The organism is Streptomyces puniciscabiei, assembly GCF_006715785.1.
In the GTDB taxonomy this organism is placed as follows: domain Bacteria; phylum Actinomycetota; class Actinomycetes; order Streptomycetales; family Streptomycetaceae; genus Streptomyces; species Streptomyces puniciscabiei.
In genome coordinates, this window is sequence record NZ_VFNX01000001.1 from 281,839 (window position 1) to 301,438 (window position 19,600).

General features: G+C 73.7%; 18 protein-coding genes. 10 read left to right on the top strand and 8 right to left on the bottom strand.

Annotated elements, in window-relative coordinates; translation table 11 throughout:
• Positions 1 to 189: 189 nt before the first annotated feature.
• Positions 190 to 2,379 (bottom strand): phage holin family protein, encoded by a 2,190-nt coding sequence (locus tag FB563_RS01170; RefSeq protein ID WP_079049100.1) that lies wholly within the window; start codon positions 2,377 to 2,379, stop codon positions 190 to 192.
• 88 nt (positions 2,380 to 2,467) lie between these two features.
• Here FB563_RS01170 and FB563_RS01175 point away from each other — a divergent pair, with 88 nt between their 5' ends.
• Positions 2,468 to 3,190: a DUF4132 domain-containing protein gene (locus FB563_RS01175; RefSeq protein ID WP_079049099.1), complete on the top strand. Its 723-nt coding sequence runs from the start codon at positions 2,468 to 2,470 to the stop codon at positions 3,188 to 3,190.
• Here FB563_RS01175 and FB563_RS01180 read toward each other — a convergent pair.
• Positions 3,175 to 3,612, bottom strand: a complete 438-nt coding sequence (locus FB563_RS01180; protein WP_055709925.1) for a hypothetical protein — start codon at positions 3,610 to 3,612, stop codon at positions 3,175 to 3,177. The genes FB563_RS01175 and FB563_RS01180 overlap by 16 nt on opposite strands.
• 84 nt (positions 3,613 to 3,696) lie before the next feature.
• Here FB563_RS01180 and FB563_RS01185 point away from each other — a divergent pair, with 84 nt between their 5' ends.
• Positions 3,697 to 4,470, top strand: coding sequence for an MBL fold metallo-hydrolase (locus FB563_RS01185; RefSeq protein WP_055709924.1), 774 nt, complete (start codon positions 3,697 to 3,699; stop codon positions 4,468 to 4,470).
• The gene (locus FB563_RS01190; protein WP_142218402.1) at positions 4,467 to 5,078 is read left to right on the top strand and encodes a DedA family protein; all 612 of its coding nucleotides are present in this window, start codon (positions 4,467 to 4,469) and stop codon (positions 5,076 to 5,078) included. Before FB563_RS01185 ends, FB563_RS01190 begins: the two co-directional genes overlap by 4 nt.
• Before the next feature lie 20 nt (positions 5,079 to 5,098).
• Here FB563_RS01190 and FB563_RS01195 read toward each other — a convergent pair whose 3' ends face one another.
• The 3 genes from FB563_RS01195 to FB563_RS01205 all read right to left on the bottom strand — a co-directional run bounded on the left by FB563_RS01195 (position 5,099) and on the right by FB563_RS01205 (position 8,572).
• On the bottom strand, positions 5,099 to 6,277 hold the full coding sequence (locus FB563_RS01195) for an MBL fold metallo-hydrolase (protein WP_244328988.1): 1,179 nt from the start codon (positions 6,275 to 6,277) through the stop codon (positions 5,099 to 5,101).
• A complete protein-coding gene (locus tag FB563_RS01200) occupies positions 6,274 to 7,530 on the bottom strand; it encodes an aminotransferase class I/II-fold pyridoxal phosphate-dependent enzyme (RefSeq protein WP_055710671.1) in 1,257 nt (418 codons plus the stop codon). The genes FB563_RS01195 and FB563_RS01200 overlap by 4 nt, the downstream gene beginning before the upstream one ends.
• 232 nt (positions 7,531 to 7,762) lie before the next feature.
• On the bottom strand, positions 7,763 to 8,572 hold the full coding sequence (locus FB563_RS01205) for a hypothetical protein (RefSeq protein ID WP_142218403.1): 810 nt from the start codon (positions 8,570 to 8,572) through the stop codon (positions 7,763 to 7,765).
• A gap of 507 nt (positions 8,573 to 9,079) precedes the next feature.
• Between FB563_RS01205 and FB563_RS01210 the strand changes: the two genes are divergently transcribed.
• From FB563_RS01210 to FB563_RS01225, 3 genes are all read left to right on the top strand, one after another.
• Positions 9,080 to 10,873, top strand: coding sequence for a thiamine pyrophosphate-requiring protein (locus FB563_RS01210; protein WP_055709991.1), 1,794 nt, complete (start codon positions 9,080 to 9,082; stop codon positions 10,871 to 10,873).
• 18 nt (positions 10,874 to 10,891) lie between these two features.
• On the top strand, positions 10,892 to 11,269 hold the full coding sequence (locus tag FB563_RS01215; RefSeq protein ID WP_055709996.1) for a DUF2795 domain-containing protein: 378 nt from the start codon (positions 10,892 to 10,894) through the stop codon (positions 11,267 to 11,269).
• Between the two features lie 614 nt (positions 11,270 to 11,883).
• Entirely contained in the window at positions 11,884 to 12,426 is a 543-nt protein-coding gene (locus FB563_RS01225; protein WP_055709992.1) for a type 1 glutamine amidotransferase domain-containing protein, read from the top strand.
• Between the two features lie 148 nt (positions 12,427 to 12,574).
• Here FB563_RS01225 and FB563_RS01230 read toward each other — a convergent pair whose 3' ends face one another.
• Entirely contained in the window at positions 12,575 to 12,832 is a 258-nt protein-coding gene (locus tag FB563_RS01230; protein ID WP_055709993.1) for a DUF6158 family protein, read from the bottom strand.
• A gap of 92 nt (positions 12,833 to 12,924) precedes the next feature.
• Here FB563_RS01230 and FB563_RS01235 point away from each other — a divergent pair, with 92 nt between their 5' ends.
• A complete protein-coding gene (locus FB563_RS01235) occupies positions 12,925 to 14,040 on the top strand; it encodes a baeRF2 domain-containing protein (protein WP_055709994.1) in 1,116 nt (371 codons plus the stop codon).
• A gap of 17 nt (positions 14,041 to 14,057) precedes the next feature.
• Here the strand turns inward: FB563_RS01235 and FB563_RS01240 are convergent, their stop codons facing one another.
• Both FB563_RS01240 and FB563_RS01245 read right to left on the bottom strand, forming a co-directional pair.
• The gene (locus FB563_RS01240) at positions 14,058 to 15,677 is read right to left on the bottom strand and encodes an ABC-F family ATP-binding cassette domain-containing protein (RefSeq protein WP_142218404.1); all 1,620 of its coding nucleotides are present in this window, start codon (positions 15,675 to 15,677) and stop codon (positions 14,058 to 14,060) included.
• Positions 15,678 to 16,176: 499 nt separating this feature from the next.
• Positions 16,177 to 16,833, bottom strand: coding sequence for a histidine phosphatase family protein (locus FB563_RS01245; RefSeq protein WP_142218405.1), 657 nt, complete (start codon positions 16,831 to 16,833; stop codon positions 16,177 to 16,179).
• A gap of 79 nt (positions 16,834 to 16,912) precedes the next feature.
• Between FB563_RS01245 and FB563_RS01250 the strand changes: the two genes are divergently transcribed.
• From FB563_RS01250 to FB563_RS01260, 3 genes are all read left to right on the top strand, one after another.
• Positions 16,913 to 18,421 (top strand): bifunctional phosphatase PAP2/diacylglycerol kinase family protein, encoded by a 1,509-nt coding sequence (locus tag FB563_RS01250; RefSeq protein ID WP_055705981.1) that lies wholly within the window; start codon positions 16,913 to 16,915, stop codon positions 18,419 to 18,421.
• A 144-nt stretch (positions 18,422 to 18,565) separates the two neighbouring features.
• Positions 18,566 to 19,387 (top strand): class I SAM-dependent methyltransferase, encoded by an 822-nt coding sequence (locus FB563_RS01255; protein WP_055705980.1) that lies wholly within the window; start codon positions 18,566 to 18,568, stop codon positions 19,385 to 19,387.
• A gap of 39 nt (positions 19,388 to 19,426) precedes the next feature.
• Positions 19,427 to 19,597 carry a hypothetical protein gene (locus FB563_RS01260; protein ID WP_055705982.1) on the top strand — a complete coding sequence of 57 codons (171 nt, stop codon included), beginning with the start codon at positions 19,427 to 19,429 and terminating at the stop codon, positions 19,595 to 19,597.
• Positions 19,598 to 19,600: the final 3 nt, after the last annotated feature.

Below are 19,600 nucleotides of genomic sequence, written 5' to 3' on the forward strand. Positions count from 1 at the left end.
CGTGAGATCCCGTTACGGGAGTTTTCCGTGCTCCTATCCGATCACATCCGGGCTCATCGCACTCCGAAGACCGGGCCACGCGGCGTGAACGGGAGGTGACTTCCCCGCGGGATGGCGCAACCCGCCGAAGTTCGAGCGGTGTACGACTCGAGCAGTGCGGGTGTCCGGCCGGGCGGGCGCAGCCGGTTCTCAGGCGGCCTGCTCGTCCTCGGTTTCGTCGGTGCCGGTGTCCTCGGTTTCGTCGGTGCCGGTGTCCTCGGTGAGCGGTACCTGGGGTCCGTTCAGTTCGCCCAGCCAGCGGCGCAGTACCCGGTGCACCTGCTCGGCGCCGGTCAGTTCCTCCTCGCCGTCCACGGGCGCGGACAACTCCAGCGGCGAGAGCAGGAACGGGTGGGCCTGGGCGCCGCCGAGACCGCCGTGGGAGCCGATCTGCTCCTCGAAGGCGAGGACCTCGCCGTCGGCGGGGTCGAAGGCGGAGTTCACCATGATGTCGGCGGTGTGCGGGAAGGAGTGCGTGCGCCGGACCGCGTCGGCGGCGCCGGGACCGAAACGGGCCAGCGGGCCGGGTTCCCCGTCCAGCTCGGCCAGCGGAATCTCGGTGCCGTAGGGGCCCAGCACCACGCCGTCGTGCTCCGCGCTGCGCACCAGCAGGAAGCCGATGCCGGGGTGGTTGGCGAGGGTGGTGAGCAGGGCGGGGTGGCGGGCGTCGATCTCCTCCTTGGTCATGCGGTGCGGCACGTCCGGGAAGGAGACCAGGCCGAGGTTGCCGGAGGCCAGCACGACGGGCTCGGAGCCGCGGACGGGGCGCTGCTGCTCGTCCTTCTCCTCCACGGGCCGGCGCAGCGCGGCCCGGACGGCGGCACGCGCCTCGGCACCGCTGTGCGTGCCCTCCGCCCGGCGCGGCACGTGCAGCCCGCAGCCGGCCCGGACCAGGTCGCCGAGGGTGAGCCCGTACCGGGAGCGGAAGGTCTCGCCGGGGGTCTGCCCGTGGTCGGACAGGACGACCATGCGGTACGGGCGCGGTGCGTGCTCGGCGACCCGCTGGAGGAGGGCGAGGGAGCGGTCGAGGCGCCGCAGCACCTTCTCGGCGTCCCGGCTGCACGGTCCGGAGTGGTGGGCGACCTCGTCGTAGGCGACGAGATCGGCGTAGACGGCGGTGCGCCCGGCGAGCATGTCGCCCATCACCGCGGCGACGACGACGTCCCGTTCGACGACGGTCGCGAAGGCGCGGACGAGCGGGTAGAGCCCGCCGCGGCTCACCCGGGGACGCTGCTTCCGGATTCGGGCGCGGGTGGACTGACCGATCTCACGGGCCACCTCGGCGACGAAGGACAGGGCGGTGCGGACGGCGCCCGCGGGGTCGGAGAAGTAGGCGAAGTAACCGGCGCGGGAACGGTTCTCCCGGCTCCGGCGGCGGGCCGCGATGGACAGGACCAGCGCCTGTTCCCCGGCGCCGCCGCTGAAGAGGTTGCCGCGGCTGGCGCCGTCGACGGTGAGCAGTCCACCATCGCCGGTGTGCCGTATGGCGCGGCGCTGCAGTTCGGCGGCGCTCGTCGGCCGGTTGCACACCATCACCTCCCCGCGGTCCTTCTCGTACCAGCGGAAGGCCGGCACGTCGAAGGTGCTGCCGTGCAGGATGCCGAGCTGGCTGGCACCGGTCTGGCTGGACCAGTCGGTGCGCCAGGGGGTCAGGCGGTGTGTGGGCCGGGGGCCGCCGTGGCCGGCCGGCGGTATGCCGTCCGCGTTCCGGACTTCGCCGGCCGGCCGTGTGCCGTCGCCCGTGCCCAGCCAGCCCGCGACCGTGGGCATCAGGCCCTTGCGGACGGCGTCCACCAGCACGTCGTGGCCGACACCGTCGAGCTGGACGAGGACCAGGCCCGGGGTGGTGGGGCAGGGCGGGTCGGATCTGCGGCGGCGGGCGGCGAGGCGGTGCAGACGGCGCCGGTAGGTCTCGTCGTCGCGTACGGCGAGGGCCGCGCCGGTGGCGGAGGCGACGGCGGACATCACCGCGGCCACGATGACGGCGGTCTCGGGAGCCGCCTCGCCGCGCCCGGAGGGGTTGATGCGCAGGGCGAGCAGCAGCAGGGAACCGTTGAGGAAGAAGACCAGCAGACCGAGCACGAGGGCGGGCACGAGCAGCAGGAGCCGGACCAGGAGCGGCCACACCACGGCCGACAGCACACCGAACGCACCGGCGCCGCAGGCGGCGGTGACGGCGATGCGGGTGGCGCTGTCACCGTCGGCGGACTGGAGCTGGAAGTCGGGCAGGAGCGCGGCGAGGACCAGCATGGTGAGGGTGGAGACCGCCCATACGGCGATGCTCCGTCCCACCTGACTCGCGACCCGCCGCCACCGCACGTCTCGTACCCCCCTGCACATCTCACGTCCCGCCCCGCTCGACGCCCACGGCCTCGCTCCACCTTGTCACACGGGTCTGCCGCGGGCCGTCGCCGTCGAGCCGATCGCGTTGTCGGTCCCCGGACCCGACGGACGCGCCTCCCGGACCGCCCCGGCGCAGGTGAAGGACGGATTTCCCGACGAGCTCGCGGAGTTGAATGCCCTGGCCGAGTCGGTACGAGGCACCTTGTCCGGCGAGCGGGCACGCGTCGAGGCGCTGATGTCGGCGGGGCGCGAGTGGCCGTACGACGAATGGTGCCGCCACTACCGCGACCATCCGGTCACCGGCGTCCTCGCCCGCCGGCTGATCCGGGAGTTCCAGGGAGCCGACGGCACGTGGCGGGCGGCGGCACCCGACCATCCTCACGCAGCTCAAGAGGGGTGCCTGAGGGCCGCCGTGACGTTCCGGGACGAGACCGCGACGGGCAAGCCGGTCGCCGCGTGGGAGGTCGCCGGGCTGCCGGACCGGATGGCCGTACGGGAGCTGATCGGACTCCGGGTCCAGGAGGAGGTCGCCCGGCACAACGCCCGTCCCGGCAACCGGTTCGACGGACTCGTGCGCCCCGCCGACGCCGAGGTGGAGCTCAACGGCTACCGGCTGCGCGAGCCCCGCCGCATCGGCGCGGAGTGCCAGGCCGAGATCGCCGAACGCGCCTTCCTGGCGGGCGGGTTCTTCGTGCTGACCGGCGATCGCCAGGTCGAGGATCTCGACGAGGTCGTGGAGCTCACCGTCGAGCCCGACCTGGTCTTCGTCGAGCTGGTCGCCCTCGTGGGCGGTCAGCGGCCGTCGTAGCCCGCCGTCGGCATGGACAGCCTGCGGTGGACCCGGGCCTTCATCTGCGCGTCGTACGACGGCTCGGCCCGTCCGACGGTCTCCACGCGCACGCCCCGGCGCGCGCACTCCGCGGTGAACGCCTCGACCGAGGAGAGAGCGCGCCTCAGCACGCGCAGGCTGGGGGCGACGAACACGTCCACGCCGGGCCGGACGCCGTCCCACAGGGCGCCGTGGTCGAAGCGCAGTCCGCCGACGAGGAGTTCCCGGGCGATGACGTACCCGTGTTCGGCGGCCCAGCGGGCGCACATGGCGTGCTGGCTCCGGGAGTCGACGAGGAACGGGTCCGCTTCCAGTTCCTCCAGCGGGGTCAGGCTGGCGATCGCGATGACCCGCACCGGCGCGGGCGCGGGTGTGTCGGAGGTACCCCGCAGCTGTCCCATGGCGTCCCCCTCACCTCCGGGTTTCGCCGCAGACCCTACTCCTGCCCGTAGGCTTCGGGGAGTCGCGTGAAGGAGGCGAAAAGGGTGCCGGTGGAGATCACCTGGTGGGGTCACGCCACCTGCACGGTGAGCGATGCGAACACACGGGTGCTCACCGATCCCCTGTTCGCCCGCCGGCTGGCGCATCTGCGGCGGCGCCGGGGTGCCGTACCGCCGGCCGAGGCCCGCCGCGCGGACGTGGTGCTGGTCTCGCATCTGCACGCCGACCATCTGCATCTGCCCTCGCTTGCGGAGCTCGCCCCCGGCACGCGCCTGCTCGTGCCCCAAGGCGCACCACGGGCCGTGCCCGGTCTGCGCCGCCTGCGCCGGCTGCGGATCATGGAGGTGGCGCCCGGGGACGCGGTGCGGATCGGTGAACTGCTGGTGCGGGTGGTTCCGGCACTGCACGACGGGCGGCGGCTGCCGGTGGGCCCGCACCGCTCACCCGCGCTCGGCTATGTCGTGGAGGGCGAGGCGCGGACGTACTTCGCCGGGGACACCGGGCTGTTCGACGCGATGGCCGAGCGGGTCGGGCCGGTGGACATGGCGCTGCTGCCGGTGGGCGGCTGGGGGCCGTATCTCGGCGCGGGCCATCTGGACGCGGGACGGGCGGCGCGGGCGCTGGCCCGGCTGGCGCCGCGGGCTGCGGTGCCGGTGCACTACGGGACGTACTGGCCGATCGGGATGGACGCGGTGCGCCCGCACGAGTTCCATGCGCCGGGGGACGAGTTCGTGCGGCTGGCGGCCGTGGCGGCACCGGATGTGGCGGTGCACAGGCTGGGCCACGGCGAGAGCGTGCGGCTGGAGGTCGCGCGGTGACCTGGCTCGCCGATGCCTCGAGAGCCGTGACGACCGAGTCCACGCAGCAGGCGGTGGGCTATCCGTCGTTGTTCCTGCTGGTGCTGATCGGGGCGCTGGTGCCGGTGGTGCCGACCGGGGCGCTGGTGAGTTCGGCGGCGGTCGTGGCGCTTCATCAGACGGCGCCGTCCTCGCCGGCCCTGGTGTTCGTGACGGCGTCGCTGGCGGCGTTCCTGGGGGATGCGGCGCTGTACTCGCTGGGGCGGCGCGGGATGCGGTCACGGAACGGGTCGCGGTGGCTGGAGGCGATCCGGAGCCGGGCGCCGGAGGAACGGCTCGCGCAGGCGCGGGGGAAGTTGGGCGAGCACGGGGTCGCGGTACTGGTCCTGTCCCGGCTGGTGCCTGCCGGTCGCATACCGGTGATGTTGGCTTGTCTGATGGCGGAGTGGCCGCCCAGGCGGTTCGCTCGGGGGAATCTGCCTGCGTGTCTGGCCTGGGCGGCCACGTACCAAGTCATCGGGATCTTGGGGGGGTCGTTGTTCGAACAGCCGTGGGAGGGGGTTGTGGTCGCGGTCGCGCTGACCGTGGTGATCAGCGCGATGCCGAGTGTGGTGCGGCGGTTCCGGTAGCGCGCCCCTGAAGGGACGCCTCAGTCGAGCACCATGGAAGCGCCGATCGGCAGGTCCCACAGGTCTTCTCGCTCCAGTCCCGCCTTCTCCCACGCCGCCCGCACCCTGGTGAGCGGTTCCAGGACCGGCTCCGCCGAGAGGATGAAGGTGCCCCAGTGCATGGGGGCCATGCGGCGCGCGCCCAGGTCCAGGGTGGCCTGTACGGCCTCCTCCGGGTCGCAGTGGACGTCGCTGAGCCACCAGCGGGGGTCGTAGGCGCCGATGGGCATGAGGGCGAGATCGATGCCGGGGTAGCGGCGGCCGATGCGGGAGAACCAGTGGCCGTAGCCGGTGTCGCCGGCGAAGTAGAGGCGCTGTCCGTCTGTGTCGGTGAGGATCCAGCCGCCCCACAGGCTGTGACAGGTGTCGGTGAGGGTGCGCTTGGACCAGTGGTGGGCGGGGACGAAGTCGAAGCGGACGTCGGACAGTTCGGCACCCTCCCACCAGTCCAGCTCGGTGACGCAGGTGAAGCGGCGCCGACGGAACCAGCGGCCGAGGCCGGCCGGTACGAACACCGGGGTGTCCCGCGGGAGTTGGCGCAGGGTGGGGGCGTCGAGGTGGTCGTAGTGGTTGTGGCTGATGACGACGGCGTCGACGCGGGGCAGGGTGTCCCAGGGAACGCCGACCGGGGTGACGCGGGCCGGGGTGCCGAGGATGCGGCGGGACCAGACGGGGTCGGTGAGCACGGTCAGGCCGCCGATCCGCACGACCCAGCTCGCGTGTCCGGCCCAGGTGACGGCGAGGGTGCGGGTGTCGACGCGGGGCAGCGGGGCGGGAGCGCAGGGGAGCCGGGGGACGTCCGCGAGGCCTTCGGAACCGGGGCGCACGGCCCCTTCGCGGGCGAAGCGGGCGAGGGCCTTGAGGCCGGGCAGGGGGGCGGTGAGCCGGTCGTGGAAGGTCCGTGGCCACACACGGTGTTCGCCGAGGGGACGGGGTTCGGCCAGCGGCGGGAACGGGGGTGCCAGGGGGGGTGGCGTGGCGGTGGCGCGAGTCGGTGGGGTCGGTGCGGTCGCCGTTGCCGTTGCGGTCGTGGTCGTGGTCGTGGTGGTGGTCGGCGCGGACGTAGTCGTGGTCGCCATGGTCGTCGCGGTCGTCGTGGTCGATCCGGGCTCATGCGTCTCGGGCTCGTGCGTCTCGGTCTCGTGCGTCTGCTGCGTCATCGAGGAGGCTCCCATCGCTGAGCGTCGTCGCGGAGATCGTCGAGGACCGACGTCAAGGAGATCAACGCGCGTTGCACATGTGGCAGTTCCAACGGCACGGGTGAGGTGAGGCATTCCGCGCGTTCCTCGTCGGTGCCGCCCAGCAGGGGGCCCGTGGCGAGGCGTACGCGCAGCGCTGCGAGGTCGTCGCCGAAACGGTGGCCGCCGGGCGCGGGCATGCCGAGCCGGGCGGTGAGGAGGTCCTCCAACTCCTGTGCGTCGCCGACGCCTTGTTCGGCGAGCGGTTCGCGCAGTGGGCCGAGGTCGGCGTACAGGTGGCGGCCGGCCTGCGGGGGTCGGGCGAGCGCGCCGGCGGCGACGACGGCGGCGTGCGCGGCGGCGGCCACGCGCGCGTGCAGCCGTACGGCGGCCTCGCGGCGCTCGGTGACGGGCGGGGGTTCGTCGAGGGCGTATCCGGCCGCGGCGGCGACGGGTGCGGCGATGCGCGCGCCGAGCCCGGTGAGGATGTCGAGCACGCGCGCGTGGAGGTGCTGTCCGGGTTCGGTCGCGGGAAACCGGGCGACGGCGGCGGGCCAGCCGGGCGGCAGCAGCGATCCGGCGAGGTCGGTGACGACGGTGACCCGTTCGGGCAGCATCTCGGCGGGGCTGAGCAGCACGGTGTCGTGGGGATGGTGCAGGGTGTCGCGCCAGGTCTCGTCGCTGACCAGGTGCAGTCCCTCGGCGGTGGCGGCCTCGACGGTCTCGTGCAGCAGTTCCGGCGGGGCGACGGTGGCGGTCGGGTCGTCGGCGACGGACAGCACGAGCAGCCGTGGGTCACCGCCCTCGGCCCTGACCCGGCGGACGGTCTCCAGAAAGGCGTAGGGGTCGGGCACACCGCCGCTCTCGGCGGGGGTGGGCACATGGTAGGCGGGCCGGCCGAGGACCCGGGCGTACGGCGCCCACCAGGCGGCGCAGGGGCGCGGTACGAGGACGTCGCCGCCGTCCGAGGCGAGCGCGGCGGTGAGGGCGAGGAGCAGCGCGGGGGCGCCGGGGCCGGCCGCCACCTGGTCGGGGACGGTGGGCAGTCCGCGCCGGGTCCAGTAGCCGCAGGCCGCTTCGAGGAGGGCGGGGGCGCCTCCGACGGGCTGGGCGTCGCCGCGGCTCGCCGCCGCAGCGAGTACGGCGGTGAGCTCCGGGAGTACGGGCAGTCCGTCGCCCGGCAGCGGCGGGCCGTAGCGGACGGGGCCGTGGCCCTCGGGGTCCGTCCGCCGCATGTCCGCCTCCGCGCGGTCCTGGTGCCGGGTGCCGCCGGTCCGGGCCGGGTGACCGGGACGGGCGGACTGTGTCGTCGTGGGCTGCTGTGGGGAGCGTGGGTGGGGGCTGTGGTGTCGGTCGGTGTCGTCCGTGGCCTGTGCCGTCCGTTGGTGTTGCGGTCTGCTGCCGGTGTCCTCGGGAGAGTGTGTACCCGCCGGGCGGCACTCCATGGGGGGACGGGCGCCGCCCGGGTCACAGGTCCGTGGACCGGCCTCCCGCGGGGCGGCAGCGGCCGTACAGGCGGTAGCCGGCTCCGCCGCAGGCCGCGGCGATGAAGGCGGCGCCGGCGGCGAGGGCCGGGACCGAGTCGCTGAAGCTGCCGCCCGCGCCGGCCTCGACTCCGTGCTGCACGGTGGGCGGGTCGCAGCCGCCGGTGCCGGGACCCTGCCGGCCGTCGGGGGCGCCGCAGTCGTGGCCGGCGCGGCAGGGCTCGTCGCGGGCCCGCGTGCACCGGTGGCCTTCGTCCGGGCAGGCCCCGGCGCCGGGGCAGTCCCGGCCGTCACCGCGGCACCGGCCGGCCTCCGGGCACGGCGTCCGCCCCGGGCACGCCTCCCACCGCTTGCAGTCCGTACCGCTCGAGCACGACTCCCCGGGCCTGCAACTCGCGCCGCCGGAGCACACCTCCCCCGGCTTGCAGCCCGTGCCGCCCGAGCACACCTCCCCCGGCTTACAGTCCACGCCGCCCGTGCACACCTCCCCCGGCCTGCAGCTCGCACCGCCCGTACAGGCCTCCCCCGGCTTACAACTGGCACCGGCCGAGCACGCCTGCCCCGGCCTGCAGCTCGCGCCGACGTCCTGGCAGGGCTCGCCGGCCCGGCAGGGGGCGGGGCTGTCGCGGGACTCGCCGCACTGCTGCGATGCGAGACAGGGGCCGGGGACGCGCCCGGGCGCGACGGTGCCGGCCGGAGACGGGGCGTCGACGGCGGAGGCGGCGGGGCCGGCCAGGGCGAGCACGGTACCGGCGACGAAGGCGACGGACAGGGCACGAGCGGTGCGGCGCATGGGACGGGCTCCTCGGCGGGCACGGCGGATCGGTCGGCGGTGGTACGCCGGACGCCGGTACGGCCGTACGGCGCCACCGGGGGCACCGGCAGGCCGGGGCGGGCCGCTGCCCCTACGGCGTCACGGGTACGGGGCACGGGGCGTGCCCTCGCTGCCATGACAGCCCGCACGGCGGCGCGGCGCGCGCGGCCGGACCCCATTCGCGGGACGGGCACGCCCGGCCGGGTGACAAACACCGGCGCGCGGTTTCCGGCCCCCCGCCCGGCCGCACGCACGCCACCGTGCCGCCCGTACCCGCGCCCGCCACCCACCCGTCCGTTTTCGCGCCCGCCGTCCGCCGCCCGCCCCGGACCATGACCGCGCCACGCCCAGTCCCAGGTCCCCGGTCCGGGCACGCCGAGGGCATCGCCTCCTCCCCCAGGGAGGTTTTCCGTCCCCCGTGCAGGTGACTCGGTATGCGCTGACCGGATCGTCCGCTTCGTCATCACCCCACCGGGGAGGTCCTTCATGAGTACCAAGGTCGCCGACCACATCCTCGAGCGCCTGCGCGCTTGGGGCGTGGAACAGGTCTTCGGCTATCCGGGCGACGGCATCAACGGGCTGCTCGCCGCATGGGGCCGGGCCGAGGACAGGCCGCGGTTCATCCAGTCCCGGCACGAGGAGATGTCCGCGTTCGAGGCGGTCGGGTACGCCAAGTTCAGCGGCCGTATCGGGGTGTGCGCGGCGACGTCGGGGCCGGGCGCCATCCATCTGCTCAACGGCCTGTACGACGCCAAGCTCGACCACGTGCCGGTGCTGGCGATCGTCGGCCAGACCAACCGGACCGCGATGGGCGGCTCCTACCAGCAGGAAGTCGATCTGCACACGCTCTACAAGGACGTCGCCTCGGACTTCGTGGAGACGGTGACGGTGCCCGAGCAGCTGCCGAACGTGCTGGACCGTGCGATCCGCACCGCCTACGCCCGGCGCTGCCCGACCGCCCTGATCATCCCCGGTGACGTGCAGGAGCTCGACTACTCGGCGCCGACGCACGAGTTCAAGATGGTGCCCTCCAGCATGGGCATGAGCGAGTACACCATGACCCCGACGGACGAGGCGCTGCGCCGCGCGGCGGACGTGCTGAACGCGGGCGACAAGGTCGCGATCCTCGTGGGCCAGGGCGCGGCCGGCGCGGTCGCGGAGGTGCAGGAGATCGCCGAGCTGCTCGGCGCGGGCGTCGCGAAGGCGCTGCTCGGCAAGGACGTGCTGAGCGACGAACTGCCCTACGTCACCGGGCCGATCGGGCTGCTGGGCAGCCGGCCGTCGTACGAGCTGATGCGGGACTGCGACACCCTGCTGACGATCGGGTCGTCGTTCCCGTACACGCAGTTCATGCCGGACTTCGGCAAGGCGCGCGGGGTGCAGATCGACATCGACGCGCACATGATCGGGATGCGCTACCCGTACGAGGTGAACCTGGTCGGAGACGCCCGGGCGACGCTGCGGCGGCTGGTTCCGCTGCTGAAGAGCGACCGCGGGCGCGAGTGGTACGACACGGTGTGCGCGAACGTGCGGCGCTGGCACGAGACGATGGAGCGGCGGGCCCACCTGTCGGCGGACCCGATCAACCCGGAGTACGTCGCCCGGGCGCTGGATCCACTGCTGCCGGAGAACGCGATCCTGACCTCCGACTCCGGGTCGGTCGCCAACTGGTACGCGCGGCACATCACGATGCGGCCGGGCATGCGCGGTTCGCTGTCCGGGACGCTGGCGACGATGGGGCCGGGTGTGCCGTACGCGATCGGCGCGAAGTTCGCGCATCCGGACCGGCCGGTGTTCGCGCTGGTCGGTGATGGCGCGATGCAGATGAACGGCCTGGCGGAGATGATCACGGCGGCGAAGTACCGGGACCGCTGGTCGGATCCGCGGCTGGTGGTGGGCGTGTGGAACAACCAGGACCTGAACCAGGTGACCTGGGAGATGCGCGCCATGGAAGGTGCGCCGTCCTTCCTGCCCTCGCAGGAGATCCCGGACGTGCAGTACGCGGCGTTCGCCCGCTCGCTGGGGCTGACCGGCGTCCGGGTGGAGAAGCCGGAGGACGTGGAGGCGGGCTGGCGTGCGGCTCTGGAGGCCGACGGGCCGAGCGTGATCGAGTTCCTCACCGATCCCGCCGTACCGCCGATCCCGCCGCACGCGACCTGGGAGCAGATGGAGGCGACGGCGGCGTCGATCCTGAAGGGGGACGCCGACCGGCGATCGATGGTCAAGCAGGGCCTGAAGGCGAAGGTGCAGGAGTTCCTGCCGGGCAGGGACAAGAGCTAACCCCCTGTGGAGGTTGACATGCAGCGAGGCAGTGACCGGCTGAACGTCCATAGGGACGACGAGATGAAACACGAGCTGAAGGGTCTGCTGAGGTCCGGGCATCCGACGCGGGTGGAGGAGTGGCACGATCCCGAGCCGGCCGCGGACGACGACCCGGAGGTGTGGAGCGGACCCGTGGGCGGCCTGGGCTCGCCGGCGTCGCTGGAGCGGGTGCGGTCGGAGCTGGCCCGCACCCTGAGCCGCGGCTCGTTCCCGGCGACCGCCCGTGACCTGGCCAGGACGCTGCGCCGGCACAACGCGCCGACCGCGCTGGCCGACGCCGTGGCCGCGCTGCCCCACTCGGCGCGCTACCAGAACGTGCAGCAGCTGGCCGAAGCACTGGCGGGCGGCGCATGAGGCGGAGCCAGGCGGTCGATATCGCGAGGGGGGCCGGCGTCGACGTCGAGGTGACGACCACCCGGTTCCTGCTGTACGGGCTGCTGCCCGGCTGGTTCGTCCCCGGGCTCGCCGACTGGCTGATGCACCGGCGCACCCGGATCGAGGACACCGCGGGGACGAAGGAGTCCCTGATCCATGCACTGATGATGGCCGAGGTCGGGGCGCCGATCGCGCTGACCCTGCGCTACCGGATCAACCCGCTGCTGCTGAGCGTGCAGCTCGGGGCGGCGGCGGTGCACGAGGCGACGGCGCTGTGGGACGTGCGGACGGCCGTCGACAGCGACCGGGAGGTCAAGCCGCTCGAGCAGCACATCCACAGCTTCCTTGGAGGCGCTGCCGTTCGGCGCGCTGGTCTCGCTGATGTGCCTGCACGCCGACCAGGTGCGGTCGTTGCTGCGGGGCGGCCGCGGGGATCCCCACGCCTGGCGGCTGCTGCCGCGCCGGCGCCCGCTGTCGCCCGGCTATCTGGCCGGGATCGGCCTCGGGATCGGGCTGAGCGTGGCACTGCCGTACGGCGAGGAGCTGCTGCGCTGCCGGCGGGCGGCCCGGGAACGGAAAGGAGACGGAGAATCATGCGGATCGCGTTTTTGGTGGCACCGCAGGGCGCGGAGCAGGTCGAGCTGACCGAGCCGTGGAAGGCGGCCTCCGACGCCGGGCACGAGCCGGTGCTGGTGTCGACGAAGCCCGGGAAGGTGCAGGCGTTCGACCATCTCGACAAGGGCGACACGTTCGAGGTGGACGAGGTGGTGGGCGAGACCTCGGTGAACCGGTTCGGCGCCCTGGTGCTGCCCGGCGGGGTGGCCAATCCCGACTTCCTGCGGATGGACGACAAGGCCGTGGCGTTCGTGAAGGACTTCTTCGAGCAGGGCAAGCCGGTCGCGGCGATCTGCCACGCTCCGTGGACGCTGGTGGAGGCGGACGTCGTACGGGGCCGGGTACTGACCTCCTGGCCGAGCCTGCGGACGGACATCCGCAACGCGGGCGGCACCTGGGTGGACGAGCAGGTGAAGATCTGCGACCACGGCTCCAACCAGCTGGTGACCAGCCGCAAGCCGGACGATCTGAAGGCGTTCTGCGATGCCTTCCTGCACGTGTTCGCGGGAGAGCCGGGCTGACACCGGGAGAGCCGGGCTGACACCGGGAGAGCCGGGCTGACCGGCTCTCCCCACTCGACCGGGGCCGATCCACGCGGGTCGGCCCCCTTTCCCGTCGCCATCAGGGCTCGGGCCGGGGCTCAGACGGACGCCTCCGCTCCGGCGGGGCTCAGGTGCCGGACGCCTCCGGAGTCGCCGCCTCGCCGCACCGCCGTTCGCGGGCACCCTCGCGGGTGCGGGCCGCGCTGACCAGGCGGCGCGGATTGCGGCGCAGATACTCGCCCTCCAGTTGCGCCATGCGCTCGTTGTGGGTCCGCAGCGCGTCGTTCGAGCCGTACAGGAGGGTGTCGTGACGCGTGCGGTGGATCGTTTCCAGCTCCTTCATGAGCTGCTGGTCGTCCAGTCGGCTGGGCTCGACTCCGGTCATGTGGTGCCCCGCTCGTCGTATCCGTGTCCCCGGGTACCGGCCCGGGTACCCGCCCGGCAGCCACTGCCCCGAGGACTTTCCGGGAGGAATCCATGCTGCTCTCGTTCCTGAACCCACTGTACGAACATCCGGGGTCCTGGGCCTCCGCATACGTGGACACCTCGATCCACACGGAGGACCAGCAGCAACGCCGTCATCTGAGCGCGGAGGCGGTCACCCGGGAGCTGGCCCGGCAGGGGGCGGACGAGCCCACCTGCCGTGCGGTGCACGATGCACTGGAGGGCCTGCGGCACGCGCCGGAACCGTACGGCCGGGCGGTGTTCGCCCGGGACGGCGAGGTGGTCCTGGAGGTGCCGCTGACGCGGGGGCCGCAGGACGGCGAGGCGTACTGGGGCGCGCTGCCCCGGGTGACACCGCTGCTGGACCTCGCCGGTGAGGACCCGCTGTCGCTGGTGGCCTACATCGACCGGACCGGAGCCCGCATCGAGCTGCGCAGCGCGCTGCTGCACGAGGAGGCCGGGCAGGTGACGGGCCGGCAGTGGCCGGTGCACAGGTCGAAGGCCTCCGACTGGTCCGAGCGGCACTTCCAGCTGAAGGTGGAGGACACCTGGGAGCACAACGCGCGCGAGGTCGCCGAGGCGCTCGCCGCGTGCCAGGAGGAGACCGGCGCCGACCTGCTGATCCTGTGCGGCGACGACCGGGAGCGCAGGTCGGTGCACGAGCAGCTGCCGAAGGCGCTGCAGGACCGTGTGATGGAGACGTCGCGCGGCAAGGACAGCAACCTGCTGCCGCAGGAAGTGGAGGAGCTGCGCGCCGAGCACGTACGGCAGCGGATCCTGGCGGAGGTGGACCGGTTCCGGGCGGCGCGCACGCCGGACCAGGAGCGTCGGGCCGCGGCCGTCGAAGGGGTGCCGCAGCTGATCGAGGCGGCGCGCGAGCACCGGCTCGCCGAGCTGCTGATCCGCCCCGACGCGCCCGACACGCACCGCGAGGTGTGGATCGGCGAGGACCCGGACCAGCTGGCGGCGCGCCGCGACGAGCTGAAGGACATCGGCGAACACCAGGCCTGGCCCGCCCGCGCCGACGACGCCCTGGTGCGGGCAGCCGTGGTCACCGACGCGCCGGTGGTGTCGCTGACGCCGGTGCTCCGGGAGACGGGCGAGGAGATCGCGCCGGAAGGCATGGGGGCACTGCTGCGCTGGAGGTGACCGATGGCGTCACATGCCTAGCGGGCGCGCTCCACTCGGCGTTCGTCCCACACCGGTTCCGCCGTCTCACGCACGCGGCCGTCGGCGCCGAAGACCAGGTAGCGGTCGAAGGAGCGGGCGAACCAGCGGTCGTGCGTGACGGCGAGGACCGTGCCGTCGAAGGCCTCCAGACCCTCCTGCAGGGCCTCGGCCGACTCCAGGTCGAGGTTGTCGGTCGGCTCGTCCAGCAGCAGCGCGGTCGCGCCCGCCAGCTCCAGCAGCAGGATCTGGAAGCGGGCCTGCTGGCCGCCGGAGAGCCGGTCGAAGGTCTGCTCGGCCTGCAGGGTCAGCTCGTAGCGGCGCAGCCGGGACATGGCGGCGCCGCGATCCTGGGAGTGCTCCTTCCACAGGATGTCGAGGAGGGTACGGCCCGCCAGCTCGGGGTGGGCGTGGGTCTGTGCGAAGTGGCCCGGGACGACGCGTGCGCCGAGTTTCCACTTCCCCGTGTGCGCGACGTCCTCGCCGGCCAGCAGGCGCAGGAAGTGGGACTTGCCGGAGCCGTTGGAGCCGAGGACGGCGACCCGTTCGCCGTAGAAGACCTCCAGGTCGAACGGCCGCATCAGGCCGGACAGTTCGAGTCCCTCGCAGGTGACGGCCCGTACGCCGGTGCGGCCGCCCTTCAGGCGCATGGTGATGTCCTGCTCGCGCGGCGGCTCCGGCGGGGGGCCGGCCTCCTCGAACTTGCGCAGCCGGGTCTGGGCGGCGGCGTACCGGGAGGCCAACTCGTGGCTGACGGAGGCGGCCTGACGGAGGTTCAGCACCAGCTTCTTCAGCTGGGCGTGCTTCTCGTCCCAGCGGCGTCGCAACTCCTCGAAGCGGGCGAAGCGTTCACGGCGGGCCTCGTGGTAAGTGGCGAAGCCGCCGCCGTGCACCCAGGCGTCGGCACCGGCCGGGCCGGGCTCCACGGAGACGATCTTCTCGGCGGCGCGGGCGAGGAGTTCACGGTCGTGGGAGACGAACAGGACCGTCTTGGGGGTCTCCTGGAGCTGCTGCTCGAGCCATCGTTTGCCGGGCACGTCGAGGTAGTTGTCCGGCTCGTCCAGCAGCAGGACCTCGTCGGTGCCGCGCAGCAGCGCCTCCAGCACGAGGCGTTTCTGCTCGCCGCCGGAGAGGGTGCGCACCTGGCGCCACTGGGCGCGCTCGTAGGGCATGCCGAGGGCCGCGGTGGTGCACATGTCCCACAGGGTCTCGGCCTCGTAGCCGCGTGCCTCGGCCCAGTCGGCGAGGGCCTGCGCGTAGGCCAGCTGGGCGGCCTCGTCGTCGACGGTCATGAGGGCGTGCTCGGCCTCGTCGACCGCCTTGGCCGCCTCGCGGATGCGGGGCGGGGCGACGGAGACGAGGAGGTCCCGTACGGTCGTCTCGTCCCGTACGGAGCCCACGAACTGGCGCATCACGCCGAGGCCGCCGCTGACGGTGACGGTGCCGCCGTGCGGCTTCAGCTCCCCGGAGATCAGCCGGAGCAGCGTCGTCTTGCCGGCGCCGTTCGGGCCGACCAGGGCGACGGCGGCGCCTTCCCCGACCCGGAAGGACACGTCTCCGAGCAGCGTCCTCCCGTCGGGGAGGTGGTACTCGAGGTGCGCGGCTTCCAGATGTCCCATGGGGAGGCATTCTCCGGGCCGCCCCCGCCTCCGGGCAACCGCTTATCGCCCGGCCCGCCCCAGGCCACCGGCCTCCTGACCTGCACCACCCCTCCACGAACACCGCTCGCCGGTCCCGGCCCGGCCTGCCCACGAGCCTCCGCGCCGCCTCCCGATCCCGCGGAGGCGGGCAGATGCACTCGGCCACGTTCAGCTCGGCCTGCGCGCCGGAATTCCCCATGTCCCGCGTTCCCGGTATGGAGCCCCTCCCCGCATGCGCCGCCCACCAGCCCTCAGCCCGTCCCCCACAGCGGCCCCGCAGCGTTCAGCCATCGCAAGCGCCGCCCAGGCCTCCCCCGGCGGCCACCCGGTACGCCCGATCCCCCGGCTCCCGCCGCCGCCCGGCCGCGCCGGCCACCGGCTTTTACTACCGACCGCCTGCCCCGCCGTAAGCCCACCGGCCCTCCGTACCCGGCCGCCTGCCCTGCCACAGCCACCGTCCCTCCCCGCCCAAGGCCGGCTACCGCGCCGTATCCACCCGCTCCCCCGTCGGACCGGCCTCTCCCGCCGGTTCCACCGTGGTCCCCTCCCAGGACACGGCCTTCCAGCCGTCGGAGGGGGAGCCCTCCAGGGCGATCACGCCGGTGTTGCCCAGGGGGCGGGCGGCGGCGAAGGGGACGTCGACGTTGTGGGCGCGGGCGGCGGCCCACAGGCGGATCGCGGCGCCGTGGCTGACCATGGCGACCGTGCCGGCGCCGCTCGCGGCGGCCTCGGCGATCACGGCGTCGTACCGGGCCAGGGCCTCCTCGCCGCTCTCTCCGCCGGGGATGCGCGGCGCGGTGTCGCCGGCCGCCCAGGCGAAGATCGTGCGCATGTACTCCCGGCCCTCGGCGGACTCGCCGGGCAGCATCTCCAGGTCGCCGGCGGACACCTCGCGGATTCCGTCCCGGACGATGACCTCGAGGCCCCGGGCGGCGGCCAGCGGGGCGGCGGTGAGCCGGGCGCGCAGCAGGGGCGAGGCGTACACGGCCTCGATGACCTCGCCGGCGAGCGCCTCGGGCAGTGCGGCGGCCTGTGCCTCGCCCAGCTCGGTCAGCGCAGGGCCCGGCACGGCGGTGTCCAGCAGATGGTGCACGTTGGACGGGGTTTCGCCGTGGCGGACGAGGAGCAGGCGCATGCGGGGGCTCCTTACGGCGCCGGCGGGTGTCCGGCGCGGACAGGCACAAGAAACGGGCACTTCAGGGTAACCGGACTCCATGAGCCCGGACCTGGACCTGACCCGCCTGGAGCCGGCCGCCCGTGCGGCCGGCCGGAGCCCGCTGTGTCGGCTGCTGGAACTGGACGGCCGCCTGTTCGAGGCGGCCGCCGCCTGGCACTGGCCCGGCGCCGAGCGGGTGCTGCCCCGCCTGAGTCACAGCGCGAACCACGGGGTGCTGTGGTTCGCGACGGCCGCCGCGATGGCGGCGAGCCGCACCCCGAGGGCCCGCCGGGCGGCCGCCCGGGGCCTGGCCTCCCTCAGCCTGGCCTCGCTGGCCATCAACACGATCGGCAAGCGCTCGGTGCGCCGCGCCCGCCCGGTACTGGACCCGGTGCCGCTGGCGCGGCAGCTCAGGCGGCAGCCGATCACCACGTCGTTCCCGTCGGGGCACTCCGCGTCGGCCGCCGCGTTCGCGACCGGGGTCGCGCTGGAGTCCCCGGCGTGGGGCGCGGCGCTGGCGCCGGTGGCGTTCTCGGTGGCGGCCTCCCGGGTGTACACGGGCGTTCACTTCCCGAGCGACGTGCTGGCCGGGGCGGCGCTCGGCGCGGGCGCGGCCTTCCTGGTACGCCGGCTGGTGCCGACCCGCGCCCAGGTGCGGCGGCGGTCCCGGCCCCGCGCCGAGGCTCCTGCGCTGCCCGAGGGCGACGGTCTGGTGGTGGTCGCCAACCGGGCCTCGGGGACGGCCGACCGGATCGGTGCGCTGCGCGGCGCGCTGCCGCGGGCGGAGATCGTCGAGTGCGCGCCGGAGGAGGTCGGCGACGAACTGGCGAAGGCGGCGGCCCGTGCCCGGGTGCTCGGCGTGTGCGGCGGCGACGGCACCGTGAACGCGGCCGCGAGGGTCGCGCTCGCCCACGGGCTGCCGCTCGCGGTGCTGCCGGGCGGCACCCTCAACCACTTCGCCCTCGACCTGGGCGTGGTGGACGAGCGCGATCTGGCCTGGGCGGTCCGGCACGGCGAGGCGGTGCGGGTGGACGCGGTCCGCTGGGCCACCGACGACGGCGAGGGCCTGTCCCTGAACACGCTGAGCCTGGGCGTCTATCCGGAGCTGGTGCGCGTGCGGGAGCGGTGGTCGCACCGGATCGGCGGCTGGCCGGCCGGCCTGCTGGGCGCCCTGCGGGTGCTGCGCGCGGACCGGCATCCGCTGGAGGTGGAGCTGGGCGGTGAACGGCGGCCGTTGTGGCTGCTGTTCGTCGGCAACGGCGTCTACCACCGCATGGGGCTCGCGCCCGGCCGCCGTACCGATCTCGCGGACGGTCTGCTGGATGTGCGGGTGGTGCACGGCAGCCGGCGGCCCGCGCTGCGGCTGCTGGCGGCGGCCGCCGCGGGTCCGCTGACCCGTTCTCCGGCCCACTCGGCGGTGCAGGTGACCCGGCTGCGGGTGACCGGTCTCGCGCCGGGCACCCCGATGGCGTACGACGGCGAGGTGACCACCGTGTCGGGCGAGGTGACCCTGGAGAAGCTGCCGGAGGCCTTGACGGTCTACCGCCCGCTGCGCACTGCTTCCTGACGCACCATCAGACAAGGATGACGTAGCGTCAGACCAGTATGTGAAATGGCGGTCTCATTATTCGGCATCCGCGCGTACGGTGATGCGTACCGGCCCGGGCGAGGGCGACGAAGGCCCGGACGAGGGTGACGAAGGGGAGCAGCCATGCCGAAAGCGCAGGAGACCGCCGTCTACACGCACGGGCACCACGAGTCGGTGCTGCGGTCGCACACCTGGCGGACCGCCGAGAACTCCGCGGCCTATCTGCTCGGCTCCCTGAAGCCCCACATGCGAATCCTGGACATCGGCTGCGGGCCGGGCACCATCACCGCCGATCTGGCGGCCCTGGTCCCGGACGGCCACGTCACCGGCGTCGACCACGCGCCGGGCATCCTGGAACAGGCCCGGGCCACCGCCGCCGGGCGCGGCCTGACCAACGTGGACTTCGCGGTAGCCGACGTGCACGCCCTGGACCACCCGGACGACACCTTCTGCGTGGTCCACGCCCACCAGGTGCTGCAGCACGTCGGCGACCCGGTACAGGCACTGCGCGAGATGCACCGGGTGACGAAGCCGGGCGGGTTCATCGCCGTACGCGACGCGGACTACGCGGCGATGACCTGGTACCCGGCGGTGGAGGGCCTCACCGACTGGCTGGACCTGTACGAGCGGGTGGCCCGGGCCAACGGCGGCGAGCCCGACGCCGGGCGCCGGCTGAAGGCATGGGCGCTGGCCGCCGGGCTGACCGACATCACCGCCACCTCCAGCACCTGGACCTTCGCCACGGCCGAGGAGCGGGCCTGGTGGAGCGGCCTGTGGGCCGACCGCACCCTGGCCTCCTCCTACGCGGAACGCGCCGCGCAAGGCGGTCACGCGACGGAGGCACAGCTGCGGGCCGTCGCCGGGGCGTGGCGGGAGTGGGGCCGACGGGAGGACGGCTGGTTCGCGGTACTGCACGCGGAAATTCTGTGCCGTAAGGCAGCCTGAATCCCGAGATTCAGGAAACCCGGAATGCAGGAGGTCATTATGGTTCCCATCCTGCTGGTATTGCTTTTGGCGCTCATTCTGTTCGGCGTCGGATTCGCGGTGAAGGTTCTCTGGTGGATTGCCCTGGCAGTGCTGGTGGTCTGGCTGCTGGGTTTCCTGGTCCGCAGCACGACCGCCGCCGGCGGCAGGAGCCGCTGGTACCGGTGGTGAGAT

Excerpts from the sequence above, each read along its gene's own strand:
- FB563_RS01215 (WP_055709996.1), top strand. The coding sequence starts at position 10,892 with ATGCAGCGAGGCAGTGACCGGCTGAACGTCCATAGGGACGACGAGATG.
- FB563_RS01235 (WP_055709994.1), top strand. The coding sequence starts at position 12,925 with ATGCTGCTCTCGTTCCTGAACCCACTGTACGAACATCCGGGGTCCTGG.
- FB563_RS01260 (WP_055705982.1), top strand. The coding sequence starts at position 19,427 with ATGGTTCCCATCCTGCTGGTATTGCTTTTGGCGCTCATTCTGTTCGGC.
- FB563_RS01200 (WP_055710671.1), bottom strand. The coding sequence starts at position 7,530 with ATGCGGCGGACGGACCCCGAGGGCCACGGCCCCGTCCGCTACGGCCCG.
- FB563_RS01225 (WP_055709992.1), top strand. The coding sequence starts at position 11,884 with ATGCGGATCGCGTTTTTGGTGGCACCGCAGGGCGCGGAGCAGGTCGAG.
- FB563_RS01255 (WP_055705980.1), top strand. The coding sequence starts at position 18,566 with ATGCCGAAAGCGCAGGAGACCGCCGTCTACACGCACGGGCACCACGAG.
- FB563_RS01180 (WP_055709925.1), bottom strand. The coding sequence starts at position 3,612 with ATGGGACAGCTGCGGGGTACCTCCGACACACCCGCGCCCGCGCCGGTG.
- FB563_RS01205 (WP_142218403.1), bottom strand. The coding sequence starts at position 8,572 with ATGCGCCGCACCGCTCGTGCCCTGTCCGTCGCCTTCGTCGCCGGTACC.
- FB563_RS01250 (WP_055705981.1), top strand. The coding sequence starts at position 16,913 with ATGAGCCCGGACCTGGACCTGACCCGCCTGGAGCCGGCCGCCCGTGCG.
- FB563_RS01195 (WP_244328988.1), bottom strand. The coding sequence starts at position 6,277 with ATGACGCAGCAGACGCACGAGACCGAGACGCACGAGCCCGAGACGCAT.
- FB563_RS01245 (WP_142218405.1), bottom strand. The coding sequence starts at position 16,833 with ATGCGCCTGCTCCTCGTCCGCCACGGCGAAACCCCGTCCAACGTGCAC.
- FB563_RS01170 (WP_079049100.1), bottom strand. The coding sequence starts at position 2,379 with ATGTGCAGGGGGGTACGAGACGTGCGGTGGCGGCGGGTCGCGAGTCAG.
- FB563_RS01230 (WP_055709993.1), bottom strand. The coding sequence starts at position 12,832 with ATGACCGGAGTCGAGCCCAGCCGACTGGACGACCAGCAGCTCATGAAG.
- FB563_RS01240 (WP_142218404.1), bottom strand. The coding sequence starts at position 15,677 with ATGGGACATCTGGAAGCCGCGCACCTCGAGTACCACCTCCCCGACGGG.
- FB563_RS01210 (WP_055709991.1), top strand. The coding sequence starts at position 9,080 with ATGAGTACCAAGGTCGCCGACCACATCCTCGAGCGCCTGCGCGCTTGG.